General features: G+C 68.2%; 5 protein-coding genes and 1 tRNA gene. 5 read left to right on the plus strand and 1 reads right to left on the minus strand.

Features of this window, described 5'->3' with window-relative positions; genetic code table 11:
• The first annotated feature begins 295 nt into the window (after positions 1-295).
• A tRNA-Thr gene (locus ACFYSH_RS17120) sits at positions 296-368 on the plus strand.
• A 58-nt stretch (positions 369-426) separates the two neighbouring features.
• Here the strand turns inward: ACFYSH_RS17120 and ACFYSH_RS17125 are convergent.
• Positions 427-3,042, minus strand: coding sequence for a SpoIIE family protein phosphatase (locus ACFYSH_RS17125; RefSeq protein ID WP_359478980.1), 2,616 nt, complete (start codon positions 3,040-3,042; stop codon positions 427-429).
• Between the two features lie 413 nt (positions 3,043-3,455).
• On the opposite strand from ACFYSH_RS17125, the gene ACFYSH_RS17130 reads away from it, so the two are divergent.
• From ACFYSH_RS17130 to ACFYSH_RS17145, 4 genes are all read left to right on the plus strand, one after another.
• Positions 3,456-8,888: a HAMP domain-containing protein gene (locus ACFYSH_RS17130; RefSeq protein WP_359478977.1), complete on the plus strand. Its 5,433-nt coding sequence runs from the start codon at positions 3,456-3,458 to the stop codon at positions 8,886-8,888.
• A gap of 244 nt (positions 8,889-9,132) precedes the next feature.
• Entirely contained in the window at positions 9,133-9,813 is a 681-nt protein-coding gene (locus ACFYSH_RS17135; protein WP_359478974.1) for a response regulator, read from the plus strand.
• 110 nt (positions 9,814-9,923) lie between these two features.
• Positions 9,924-12,713 carry a DNA translocase FtsK gene (locus ACFYSH_RS17140; RefSeq protein ID WP_388753337.1) on the plus strand — a complete coding sequence of 930 codons (2,790 nt, stop codon included), beginning with the start codon at positions 9,924-9,926 and terminating at the stop codon, positions 12,711-12,713.
• Between the two features lie 213 nt (positions 12,714-12,926).
• Positions 12,927-13,727 (plus strand): RodZ domain-containing protein, encoded by an 801-nt coding sequence (locus ACFYSH_RS17145; RefSeq protein ID WP_359478968.1) that lies wholly within the window; start codon positions 12,927-12,929, stop codon positions 13,725-13,727.
• Positions 13,728-13,868: the final 141 nt, after the last annotated feature.

Here is a 13,868-nt window from a genome sequence, read left to right on the forward strand (position 1 = left end):
GCAGGGGGGACCCTGTGGGAGAGTAGGACGCCGCCGAACAATTATTCCGGGAAAGCCCCGTGCCCTTGTGGCACGGGGCTTTTCTGCGTTCACAGGCCGAAACGTATGCTGGCCTGGCCGGCCGGTGAGTGGTGCGTCGGTGCTCGGACGAGGCTGACGAGGCTGACGAGGCGGAAGTGGACCGCGGTCAGGCGTCGGCGAAAGCCGCGAACCGCTGGTGCGGGAGCTAAGAACCGCTGGTTTTGAGCACCCGCTCGTTCAGGGTATGCTTTAGCTCGTTGCCGCAAGGCAGCAGGCCCCAATAGCTCAGTCGGTAGAGCGTCTCCATGGTAAGGAGAAGGTCTGCGGTTCGATTCCGCATTGGGGCTCAACACCAAGAAAGGCCCCCGCCTGTGGCGGGGGCCTTTCTCGTGTGCGGAGGAAGCGCTAGAGGGTGTGAGGCTCCGGGACGCGCATGGCCAGGATGGCCATGTCGTCGGATGCGGGCTCCGCGGCGAAGCGTTCGACGGCCCGAAGGATCCGGCCCGCCACCGCGCCGGCCGTCAGACCGGTACACATGGCGAGGACATCGGCCAGACCGTCGTCACCCAGCATGCGGGCCCCCTCGCGGCGTTCGGTGACTCCGTCGGTCACACACAGGAGTACGTCGCCGTGCTCCAGGGTGACTTCCTGCTCGTACAGCTCGAGGTCCTCGATGACTCCCAGCAGCGGCTGCGGTTCGGCCGCAGCCTCCACGGAGCCGTCCTGGCGCAGACGCAGGGGGAGCGGGTGGCCGGCGCAGACCACCTTCAGAAGAGCGCTTCCGTCCTCCTGGGGCCACAACTCCCCGTAGAGCAGCGTGAGGAAGCGGCTGCGCGCGCCCTCGTCCAGGATGGCGGCGTTGAGCCGCTCCAGCACAGCAGGGCCCCCGAAGCCCTCGCGGGCGAGCAGGCGAAGGGCGTGGCGGGCCAGGCCCGTGACGGCTGCCGCCTCCGGGCCCGTACCGCAGACGTCGCCGATGGCGAAGCCGTAAGCCCCGTCGCGGATGGGGAAGACGTCGTAGAAGTCGCCGCCGACCTCGTTGCCCTCACCGGCCGCACGGTAGATGACCTCGATCTCGACGTTCGGCACATCGGGCAGGCCGGGCGGCAGCAGGCTCCTCTGGAGCGACTGGCTGATGGCCATGCGCTCCGAGTACAGACGAGCGTTGTCGAGGGCCAGGGCCGCCCGTCGGGACAGGTCCTCGGCCAGCTCCAGGATCTCCTGGCGGAAGTGTTCGTCGGACGGCTTGCCGAGCGTGAGCATGCCGATCACACGGTTCCGCGCCACGAGCGGCAGGACGACGGTCTCGCCCCCCACGGCAACCGCGGTCGCCAGGACGGTACGGGCGGCCGCACCCATGCTCAGGGGCGCGTCCCTGCCCAGGGTGCGCTTGGACGTGCGCATAGCGGCCTGCTGACCGGCTTCCGTCGGCGCGGGCCAGATGCGGGCGCCAGGGGCCGGGACGGGGTCCGGGGGGTCGATGGAGGAGAGCAGGGCCTTCAAGCCGTCGATGCGCTCCTCGTCCTCATGGAGGACATAGGAGAGGTACGGCTCGGAGGACTGGTCCGCGATGGTGTAGACGGCGCACCAGGTCGCCAGGGTGGGCACGGTCATCTGCGCCATGAGCGCCAGTGTCTGATCCCTGTCCAACGTGCCGGCCAGCAGATCGGATGCCTCGACGAGGAAGGACAGCGAGCCGCGGCGCAGGCGTTCCAGCTCACCCAGCCTCGCCGACTCGACGGCCAGCGCGATGCGGTCGGCGGCGAACTGCAGCCGCAGGGCCTCCTCGTTGGAGTATCGCCCGGCGGCTTCGGCCGCGACCCCGAGGGAGCCGGTGAGACGGCCCTCGACCTTGAGGGGGACCGTGACGACGGACCGCATACCGGTGTCGCTGAGCAGCGGTACGGCGCCCGGTACGACGGTGAGGTCCTCGTGGACGGCGGGCATGCGAGCGGATCCGTAGCGACCCGTGCCCGCCTCCACAGGAACGCGTGCGAAGCGCTGGCGGGCCGACGGCAGACCGGTGGTCGCGCGGACCTCCAGCTCCGTCTCGTCATCGGTCGCCAACAGCAGGAAGGCGGCGTCGGCGTCCAGCATGTCGCGCGCCCGCTCGACCGTGCGCTGCAACAGCCCGTCGAGGTCGTCGGGGGCCGGTGAGCCGATGAAGATCTCGAAGGGGTCCGTACTACGGTTCTCGGCCGAGGAGTCGGACACGGGGGCGCGCACCGGCGTCTGGAGAACGGCGCGTTCGTAGTCACGCACGAGCAGACAGACGGTGGAGGGCTCGCCGCCGGCGTCACGGACTCTGAGGTGGGAGGCGTAGACGGGGATGACACGACCGTCGGCGCCACGGATGCCGTAGCTGCCTTCCCACCGGGAGAGTCGCAGCGCGTCGGCGATACCGGTACTGGTGCCCGGGGTGTGGGGCCACGCCACGAAGTCGGTGAGTTGCTTGCCCTCGACCTGTTCCGCGGCGTACCCGAAGAGGAAGGAGGCGTCGTCGTTCCACGAGGCGATGGAGCCGGATCCGTCGATCTGGACGACGGCCACCCGCACACGCTGTTCCGCCACCGGCAGGAGCGCGGTGGGCAGCACCGGGCTCGCCGAGCGCACACCCACGGGTCGTTCGGGAAGATCGAGCTGGAACCAGACGTGCTTGTGCGTCGGGGTGTACTCGACGCCCCAGCGGGAAGCGAGAGCCGCACAGAGGAGCAGGCCACGGCCGCCCTCACGGTCCGGGCTGCCGAAATCGAGACCGGAACTCTGCAGCGGGACCTCCCGCTCCGGGTAGTGGTCGGAGACCTCGACGCGTACGCCGTCCTCGGTGCGCAGACACAGCACGTCGGCGGCCGTGCCGGCGTGCACGACCGCATTGGTCACGAGTTCACTGGTAAGAACGACGGCGTCGTCAACGACGTCCGTGTAACCCCACCCCTGGAGGGTGTCGCGGACGAATGCGCGGGCGGTCGCGACCGAGCGTCCGACCGGATCGAAGGTGGCAGCCGCGCGCGCGGTGATCACAGCACTCCCCATATGGTGTCTCGTCGCTTCCCCGAGTCCTGTGCCCGTATCTCGCCGCTTCGATTCGTCTGCCAGGCTAGACGCTCGTCAGGTGTCCCGGGTACACGAGGGCGGACTTGGGTACGCAGGACGGTCGGCGGTTGTGCGCCGGGCGCACAACCTGGCGGCCCCGGTGAGGGAAATGGGACGACCAGGAGACTTTCCTCGCCCTCCCGCTCCGGCCTGGTACGTTTCAACGATTTGACGACCGCATAGTTACCCGTTGACGGTGTGCTGTGGCGGTGCGCCAAAGTGGAAGTGAGCAAGCTTCCGACAACGGCCCGAGCGATACGGTCAACCCCTGCGGGAGGGACACGGTGGAGTCTGGCGTGGCGGCGCGGGGTTCAGGAACGCGCACAAAAGGCGGGCAGTCCGTGAAGAAACAGCGCAATGGGACCATCGATGTGGATGCGGCAGCTCTCAACAGACTGCTCGCGGCCCTCGTGGCGATGCGTGACGGCAACTTCCGCAGGCGGCTCACCGTCTCCGGTGACGGCGTGCTCACGGAGATCGCCGCGGTCTTCAACGAGGTGGCCGACCGCAATCTGCACCTGACGGGCGAGCTGGCCCGTGTACGGCGTGTGGTCGGGCGTGAAGGGAAGCTCACCGAGCGCCTGGAAACCGGTGCCTGCGAGGGCTCCTGGGCGGCCGCGATCGACGCCTCCAACGAGCTCGTCGACGACCTGGCGCGGCCCGTGTCCGAAGTGGGACGCGTCCTTTCCGCCGTCGCCGACGGTGACCTCGAGCAACGGATGGAACTGCGTACCCACGCGCCGGACGAGACCGTGCGCCCGTTGCGCGGGGAGTTCCTGAAGGTCGCCCGGACGGTCAACAACCTGGTCGACCAGCTCTCCGCGTTCACCGAGCAGGTGACGCGGGTCGCGGTCGAGGTGGGTACCGAGGGCAAGCTGGGCGGTCAGGCCCAGGTCCGCGGCATGTCCGGGTCGTGGAAGGACCTCACGGACTCCGTGAACACCATGGCCTACCGGCTCACCGCGCAGGTGCGCGACATCGCCCTGGTGACGACGGCCGTGGCCAAGGGGGACCTGTCGCGGAAGGTCACCGTCCATGTGGCCGGTGAGATGCTGCAGCTCAAGAACACCGTCAACACGATGGTGGACCAGCTGTCGTCGTTCTCCTCCGAGGTGACGCGAGTCGCGCGTGAGGTGGGCACCGAGGGTGAACTGGGCGGGCAGGCGACCGTGCCAGGGGTGGCGGGGGTCTGGAAGGACCTCACCGACTCCGTCAACACGATGGCCGGGAACCTCACGTCCCAGGTACGCGGTATCGCCGAGGTGACGACGGCCGTCGCCAACGGCGATCTTTCGCAGAAGGTCACGGTGAGCGCCCGCGGTGAGGTCGCCCAGCTCGCCGAGACCATCAACCAGATGACCGAGACGCTGCGTACCTTCGCCGACGAGGTGACGCGCGTGGCGAGCGAGGTCGGTGGCGAGGGTCTGCTCGGCGGCCAGGCCCAGGTACCGGGTGCGGCGGGAACCTGGAAGGACCTCACCGATTCGGTGAACACGGTCTTCCGGAACCTGACGACGCAGGTGCGAGACATCGCGCAGGTGACCACCGCGGTGGCCAGCGGTGACATGACGCAGAAGGTCACCGTCGACGTGGCCGGCGAGATGCTGGAGCTCAAGAACACCGTCAACACCATGGTGGACCAGCTCCAGGCATTCGGTTCGGAGGTGACGCGCGTCGCCCGTGAGGTCGGCGTGGAGGGCCGCCTCGGCGGTCAGGCCGAGGTACCGGGCGCGGCGGGGACGTGGAAGGACCTGACCGACTCGGTGAACACCGCCTTCCGTAACCTCACGGGCCAGGTGCGAGACATCGCGCAGGTGACCACGGCCGTCGCCAACGGTGATCTGTCGCAGAAGGTCACCGTCGACGTGGCCGGCGAGATGCTGGAGCTCAAGAACACCGTCAACACGATGGTGGCGCAGCTGTCCAACTTCGCCGACCAGGTCACGCGGATGGCCCGGGACGTGGGCACGGAGGGCCGCCTGGGCGGTCAGGCGCGTGTCGACGGTGTCTCCGGGACGTGGAAGGAACTCACCGACTCCGTCAACTTCATGGCCGGGAACCTCACCTCCCAGGTGCGCCAGATCGCCCAGGTGACCACGGCGGTGGCGCGGGGTGACCTGTCGCAGAAGATCGATGTGGACGCCCGGGGCGAGATCCTGGAACTGAAGAACACCATCAACACGATGGTCGACCAGCTCTCCGCCTTCGCCGACCAGGTCACGCGGGTGGCCCGTGAGGTGGGCACGGACGGCCGTCTCGGCGGCCAGGCCCAGGTGCCCGGCGTGGCAGGGGTGTGGCGCGACCTGACCGACTCGGTGAACGGTATGGCCGGGAACCTCACCGCCCAGGTCCGTAACATCGCACAGGTCGCCACGGCGGTGGCGCGGGGTGACCTGTCGCAGAAGATCGATGTGGACGCCCGGGGAGAGATCCTCGAGCTCAAGAACACCCTCAACACCATGGTCGACCAGCTCTCCAACTTCGCGGAGCAGGTGACCCGGGTGGCCCGTGAGGTGGGCACGGAGGGGATCCTCGGCGGACAGGCGGAGGTGCAGGGCGTCTCCGGTACGTGGAAGGACCTCACCCAGTCCGTCAACGGGATGGCGAACAACCTCACCCTTCAGGTGCGCAACATCGCCGAGGTGACCACAGCGGTCGCGAAGGGTGATCTCTCCAAGAAGATCACCGTGGACGCCAAGGGCGAGATCCTCGAACTGGTGACGACGGTCAACACGATGGTCGACCAGCTGCTCAACTTCGCCGACGAGGTGACGAGGGTCGCCCGTGAGGTGGGTACCGAGGGCATCCTCGGCGGTCAGGCCCGGGTGCGCGGCGCGACGGGCATCTGGAAGGACCTCAGCGACAACGTCAACCTGATGGCCAACAACCTGACCAGTCAGGTACGCAACATCTCCCGGGTCTCCTCCGCGGTCGCCAACGGTGACCTGACGAAGAAGGTGACGGTCGAGGCACGTGGCGAGGTCGCCGAACTCGCCGACACCGTCAACACGATGGTGACGACGCTGTCCTCGTTCGCCGACGAGGTGACCCGGGTGGCCCGTGAGGTGGGCACCGAGGGGGAGCTGGGTGGCCAGGCACGTGTCCCGGGAGTCTCTGGTACGTGGAAGGACCTCACCGAGTCGGTGAACTCGATGGCGTCGAACCTGACCGGGCAGGTGCGCCAGATCGCCACGGTCACCACGGCCATCGCCAAGGGCGATCTCACCAAGAAGATCGACATCGATGCGCGGGGTGAGATCCAGGAGCTGAAGAACACCATCAACACGATGGTCGACCAGCTCTCCTCGTTCGCCGAGCAGGTGACCAGGGTGGCCCGCGAGGTGGGCACCGAGGGGCAGCTGGGCGGGCAGGCGCGGGTCCGCGACGTCGACGGAACCTGGCGCGACCTCACCGAGTCGGTGAACGAGATGGCCGGGAACCTGACCCGTCAGGTGCGCGCCATCGCCGCCGTCGCCACCGCGGTGACCCGCGGCGATCTCAACCTCAAGATCGATGTCGACGCGGCCGGAGAGATCCAGGTCCTGCAGGACAACATCAATACGATGATCGCCAATCTGCGTGACACCACGCTGGCCAACAAGGAGCAGGACTGGCTCAAGGGCAACCTCGCCCGGATCTCCGGGTTGATGCAGGGCCGCCGGGACCTGGACGACGTCGCCTCGCTGATCATGAGCGAGCTGACGCCGGTGGTCTCCGCCCAGCACGGCGCGTTCTTCCTGGCCATGACGACCGGCGACGGGGACGAGGTCGGGTCGGACGCCGGTGACGAGAGCTCGTACGAGTTGCGCATGCGCGGCAGTTACGGCTATTCGGCGGGTTCCATGCCCACCTCCTTCCGGCCCGGTGAGACGCTCATCGGCACGGCGGCCGAGGAGAAGCGGACGATCCAGGTGGACAACGTGCCGCCGGGCTATCTGAAGATCTCCTCAGGGCTCGGCGAGGCCCCTCCGGCGCACGTGATCGTGCTTCCGGTGCTCTTCGAGGGCAAGGTACTGGGCGTCATCGAGCTGGCGTCGTTCCAGCCGTTCACACACATCCAGCGGGACTTCCTCAACCAGCTCGCCGAGATGATCGCCACGAGCGTCAACACCATCAGCGTCAACACGAAGACGGAGAAGCTCCTCGAACAGTCCCAGGAGCTCACCGAGCAGTTGCGCGACCGTTCGCAGGAGCTCGAGAACCGCCAGAAGGCCCTGCAGGCCTCCAACGCCGAACTGGAGGAGAAGGCGGAACTGCTGGCTCAGCAGAACCGCGACATCGAGGTGAAGAACACCGAGATCGAGGAGGCGCGGCAGGTCCTGGAGGAGCGCGCCGAGCAGCTCGCCGTCTCGATGCGCTACAAGTCCGAGTTCCTGGCCAACATGTCGCACGAGCTGCGTACACCGCTCAACTCGTTGCTCATCCTGGCCAAGCTGCTCGCGGACAACGCCGAGGGCAATCTCTCGCCGAAGCAGGTGGAGTTCGCCGAGACGATCCACGGGGCGGGTTCCGACCTGCTCCAGCTGATCAACGACATCCTCGACCTGTCCAAGGTCGAGGCGGGCAAGATGGACGTCAGTCCGACCCGGATCGCCCTGGTGCAGCTGGTCGACTACGTGGAGGCGACGTTCCGGCCGCTCACCGCGGAGAAGGGGCTCGACTTCTCCGTACGGGTGTCCCCGGAGCTCCCCGCCACGCTGCACACGGACGAACAACGGCTGCTGCAGGTCTTGCGCAACCTCTTGTCCAACGCGGTGAAGTTCACCGACAGCGGCGCGGTGGAGCTGGTCATCCGGCCGGCCGGCGCCGATGTGCCGAACGCCATCAGGGAGCATCTGCTGGAGGCCGGTTCGCTGCGTGACGCCGACGGGGACCTGATCGCGTTCTCGGTCACGGACACCGGGATCGGCATCGCGTCCAGCAAGATGCTGGTGATCTTCGAGGCGTTCAAGCAGGCGGACGGTACGACCAGCCGCAAGTACGGGGGGACCGGCCTCGGCCTTTCCATCAGCCGGGAGATCGCCCGTCTGCTGGGCGGCGAGATCCACGCGGCGAGCGAACCGGGGCGGGGGTCGACCTTCACGTTGTACCTCCCCCTGAACCCGAGCGAGCTGCCGCCGCAGGGCTATCCGCAGATGGGGCCGGGCCCCATCGAGGTCCACGCGAGCTCTGCCGAGGGCACCCTGCACCGGGAGGCGTCGCAGGGCAGCGGGGCCGAGCAGCCCCTGGGCGACCCCGCGAATTCCGCCGGGGTGTTCCGGCGCCGGCGCAAGGCCCTGGGGGGAGCGGCTCAGCGCCCCGCCCTGGCGAACAGCAGGCCGGCGGCGGAGAGCGCGGCGCCGGAGGAGTGGGTGCAGAGCGCGCAGGAGGAACAGGAGCCCCGCCGGACGTTCCGTTTCCACGGGGAGAAGGTGCTGATCGTCGACGACGACATCCGCAACGTCTTCGCCCTCACCAGTGTGCTGGAGCAGCACGGCCTGTCGGTGCTGTACGCGGAGAACGGGCGGGAGGGCATCGAAGTCCTCGAACAGCACGATGATGTGACGATCGTTCTGATGGACATCATGATGCCCGAGATGGATGGCTACGCGACGACGACGGCGATCCGCCGGATGCCGCAGTTCGCAGGGCTGCCGATCGTCGCGCTGACCGCGAAGGCCATGAAGGGCGACCGTGAGAAGGCGATCGACTGCGGAGCCTCCGACTACGTGACCAAGCCGGTCGATTCCGATCATTTGCTGTCGGTGATGGAGAACTGGATGCGCGGAGAGTGACCGGGCGGGGAGTGGCTCACCGGAATCCGCCTGCCTGCTGCGCCCGGAAGGGTGTGAGTGAGCGGTTTCCGGGGAACCTTCTGGTCTTCAACCGCGTTTTCGCTATGTGCACAGTGACATCGCGGTGACAGGGTGTGGCGACGGGCGGGGTGCGGCTACCATGACCGGCACAAGGACGGACGGCGTAAGGGAGTCGTCCCCTGGGGCGGCACCCGGTGCGATTCCGGGGCGAGGAGGACGGGCCATGGTGCAGAAGGCCAAGATCCTCCTGGTCGATGACCGGCCGGAGAATCTGCTGGCGCTGGAGGCCATCCTCTCTGCGCTCGATCAGACACTGGTTCGGGCATCGTCAGGGGAGGAAGCGCTCAAGGCGCTGCTCACGGACGATTTCGCGGTCATTCTGCTGGACGTACAGATGCCCGGCATGGACGGATTCGAGACGGCCGCGCACATCAAGCGGCGGGAGCGGACCCGGGACATCCCGATCATCTTCCTGACCGCGATCAACCACGGCCCGCATCACACCTTCCGGGGTTATGCGGCGGGTGCGGTGGACTACATCTCGAAGCCCTTCGACCCCTGGGTGCTGCGCGCCAAGGTCTCGGTCTTCGTCGAGCTGTACATGAAGAACTGCCAGCTGCGCGAGCAGGCGGCGTTGCTGCGGCTCCAGCTCGAGGGCGGCGCCCATCAGGGCGCTGACGAGAAGGAGCCCGCCGGTCTGCTCGCGGAGCTCTCGGCACGGCTCGCAGCCGTCGAGGAGCAGGCTGAGGCTCTGTCGAAGCAGCTGGACGACGAATCGGCGGACGCGGCCGCGGTGGCCACCGCCGCGCATCTCGAGCGCAAGCTCACCGGACTGCGCCGGGCGCTCGACGCGCTGGAGCCCGGGACGGGCGGTTCCGCGGCCACCCTGCCCTCGCAGAGCTGACCTGCGGCGACTGAGGGTGCGTCAGTTCCGCGCCTGTGCGCGGGCGACACGGACGGGTGAAGCCGTAGGCACACGTGTCTACAGGCGTCGGCACCGGTAACCTCAGTCACATGGCCTCACGTACGTCCGGCAAGGGTTCCCTGGGCACGGCGGGCACCGCGAAGCGTGCCGGTCGCACCCAGGGACCGGCGAAGAAAGTCGCGCCCGCCAAGAAGGCGGCGGCGAAGAAGACCGCGTCCGCGAAAAGGGCACCCGCCAAGAAGGTCGCGGTCAAGAAGGCCGCGCCCAAGCCGGCGCCGTCCCCCACGGGGGGTGTGTACAGGCTCGTCCGGGCGCTGTGGCTGGGTACCGCGCACGGCGTCGGGGCGGTGTTCCGCTCCATAGGGCGCGGCGCCAAGGGGCTGGACCCGGCACACCGCAAGGACGGAGTCGCCCTGCTGCTCCTGGGGCTCGCCCTGGTCGTGGCGGCGGGCACCTGGTCGCATCTGCGGGGACCCGTCGGCGATCTCGTCGAGATGCTGGTGACCGGGGCGTTCGGCCGGCTCGATCTGCTGGTGCCGATACTGCTGGGCGCCGTCGCCGTGCGGCTGATCCTCTACCCGGAGAAGCCCGAGGCCAACGGCCGTATCGTCATCGGGCTCTCCGCTCTCGTCATCGGTGTCCTCGGGCAGGTCCACATCGCCTGCGGATCGCCCGGCCGTGAGGACGGGACCGGGGCCATGCAGGACGCGGGCGGACTCATCGGGTGGGGTGCTTCCCAGCCCCTCGTCTTCATGATGGGCGAGGTTCTCGCGGTCCCGCTGCTTCTGCTGCTGACGGTCTTCGGGCTCCTCGTCGTCACCGCCACGCCGGTCAACGCCATCCCCCGGCGGCTGCGGCAGCTCGGCGTCAGACTCGGCATCGCCGAACCGGTGTACGTACCGGGCGTGGAGGACGGGAACGACGACGAGCGGTACGACGAACAGTGGCGTGAGGCGCTGCCCGGGCGCTCCCGGCGCTCCTCGGCCGGGGGATCGGATCCGGACGGCGTGTACGACCCGGAGCACGCCGGGGGTGAGGCGCCGGCCAGGCGGCGTAGGCGCAAGCCGTCCGCCCAGCCCGCGATGAACCGCACCATGGACGCCGTCGACGTCGCCGCGGCCGCGGCCGCGGCGCTCGACGGGGCGGTGCTCAACGGTATGCCCCCGTCGCCGGTCGTCGCCGATCTGACCCAGGGCGTCTCCACTGAGCGGGACCGGGACCGCACGGGGACACCGGTCCCCGGTGCGCGGTCACCCGTGAAGCCTTCGTCCGGGGACAAGGGCTACGAGAAGGGTTCGGCGAAGGACTCGTCGTCCTCCGGCGGAGTTCCCGATCTGACGAAACCCGTCCCCGAGCGGTCCGAGTCGCTCCCCGCCCGCGCCGAACAGCTCCAGCTCTCCGGCGACATCACCTACTCGCTGCCCTCGCTGGACCTGTTGGAGCGGGGTGGTCCCGGAAAGACACGCAGCGCCGCCAATGACGCGGTCGTCGCCTCACTGACCACCGTCTTCACGGAGTTCAAGGTCGATGCCTCCGTCACCGGCTTCACACGCGGTCCGACCGTCACCCGCTACGAGGTGGAACTCGGTCCCGCCGTCAAGGTCGAGCGGATCACCGCCCTCACCAAGAACATCGCCTATGCCGTCGCCAGTCCGGACGTCCGGATCATTTCCCCGATCCCCGGCAAGTCCGCGGTCGGTATCGAGATCCCCAACTCCGACCGGGAGATGGTCAATCTCGGTGACGTCCTGCGCCTCGCGGACGCGGCGGAGGACGACCATCCCATGCTGGTCGCACTCGGCAAGAACGTCGAGGGCGGCTACGAGATGGCCAATCTGGCGAACATGCCGCACGTCCTTGTCGCCGGTGCGACCGGTTCCGGCAAGTCCTCCTGTATCAACTGTCTGATCACCTCGGTCATGGTGCGGGCGACGCCGGAGGACGTGCGGATGGTGCTCGTCGACCCGAAGCGGGTCGAGCTCACCGCCTACGAGGGCATTCCGCATCTCATCACGCCCATCATCACCAATCCGAAGAAGGCGGCCGAGGCGCTCCAGTGGGTCGTACGGGAGATGGACCTCCGCTACGACGACCTCGCGGCCTACGGCTTCCGGCACATCGACGACTTCAACCACGCGGTGCGCACCGGGAAGGCCAAGGCACCCGAGGGGAGCGAGCGGGAGCTTTCGCCCTACCCTTATCTGCTGGTCATCGTGGACGAGCTGGCCGACCTCATGATGGTGGCCCCGCGTGACGTCGAGGACTCCATCGTCCGGATCACCCAGCTGGCGCGCGCAGCCGGCATCCATCTGGTGCTCGCCACCCAGCGACCCTCGGTCGACGTCGTGACCGGTCTGATCAAGGCGAACGTGCCCTCCCGGCTGGCCTTCGCGACCTCGTCGCTCGCGGACAGCCGGGTCATCCTCGACCAGCCGGGCGCCGAGAAGCTCATCGGGAAGGGCGACGGCCTGTTCCTGCCGATGGGAGCCAACAAGCCGACCCGTATGCAGGGGGCCTTCGTCACCGAGGCCGAGGTGGCGGCTGTCGTCCAGCACTGCAAGGATCAGATGGCGCCGGTCTTCCGCGAGGACGTGGTGGTGGGCACGAAGCAGAAGAAGGAGATCGACGAGGACATCGGCGACGACCTCGATCTGCTCTGCCAGGCGGCCGAACTGGTCGTGTCCACCCAGTTCGGCTCCACATCGATGCTCCAGCGCAAGCTGCGGGTCGGCTTCGCGAAGGCCGGTCGGCTGATGGACCTGATGGAGTCACGCAACATCGTGGGTCCCAGCGAGGGTTCCAAGGCGCGTGATGTCATGGTGAAACCGGACGAACTCGACGGTGTGCTGGCCGTCATCCGGGGGGAAACGGCTCCGTAAGAGTTTTCCGGGCAACCGTTTCGCCCGGCCGTACGTCAAGTTGAGAGGAGGAGCAGCGGGATGATCCGTCTTGCGCTCCGTCAGCTTTCCTGCCCGAGGGGCTGTCCGGCGAACCCGATGGCGTACAAAGTCGTCGCTCCCGGTTGCCCCACCCTTTCGTACCACCCCTAGACTGAACATCCAGCAGGTGGCTCACGCTCGAAAGGCGCCCCCGTGTCCATCGGCAACTCCCCAGAAGACGACCGGCCTTCCATCGGTCGCGTGCTTCAGCAGGCCCGTATCGCCGCAGGTCTGACGGTCGAGGAAGTCAGCAGCTCCACCCGGGTGCGCATCCCCATCGTGCACGCGATCGAGGAGGACGACTTCTCCCGCTGCGGCGGCGACGTGTATGCCCGCGGCCACATCCGTATGCTCGCCCGCGCCGTCCGGCTCGACCCCGATCCGCTGATCGCGGAGTTCGACGCCGAGCACGGCGGCCGTCCCGCACCCACGCCCGCGGCGCCGCTGTTCGAGGCGGAGCGGATCCGCTCCGACCCCCGCCGGCCCAACTGGACCGCGGCCATGGTCGCGGCGATCGTCGCCGTGGTCGGATTCGTCGGCTTCACGCTCTTCAGCGGCGAGGACGAGGGTTCGGGCTCGGCGCAGGTCGCCGACGGTTCGACATCCGACCGGACCACTCCCGAGCCCACCACGACCAAGCCCGCCGACCCCAAGCCCGTCCCCTCCGAGAGCGCCATCGCCGCAGCTCCGCGGGACAAGGTGACGGTCAGGCTCAGCGCCACCGAAGGCAAGAGCTGGATCTCCGCCAAGGACCACAACGGACGACTGCTCTTCGACGGTCTGCTGGCCCAGGGAGACTCCAAGACCTTTCAGGACAAGGAGCGGGTCGACCTCGTCCTCGGTGACGCCGGAGCGATCGATCTCTTCGTGAACGGCAAGAAGATCGACGATCAGTTCGAATCGGGGCAGGTGGAAAGGCTTTCGTACACCAAGGGTGACCCCGAGGTCGGCTGACCTTTTCGCCCGTGATTTCCCGACGGTGAGTGCCTGGCGATCCTGCTGGACACTCACCGTCGGCGTTGCGCGTGTTCCCCGGCTTCACCGGCCGCCCGGTCACTCCCCGTAGCGGTGAACCCTGCACGGCAGGGCGAGTGC

The organism is Streptomyces sp. NPDC005791, from assembly GCF_042871485.1.
GTDB lineage: Bacteria > Actinomycetota > Actinomycetes > Streptomycetales > Streptomycetaceae > Streptomyces.

Bases quoted from the DNA above. Each gene is read 5' to 3' on its own strand.
- ACFYSH_RS17140 (WP_388753337.1), top strand. From the start codon at position 9,924: ATGGCCTCACGTACGTCCGGCAAGGGTTCCCTGGGCACGGCGGGCACC.
- ACFYSH_RS17135 (WP_359478974.1), top strand. From the start codon at position 9,133: ATGGTGCAGAAGGCCAAGATCCTCCTGGTCGATGACCGGCCGGAGAAT.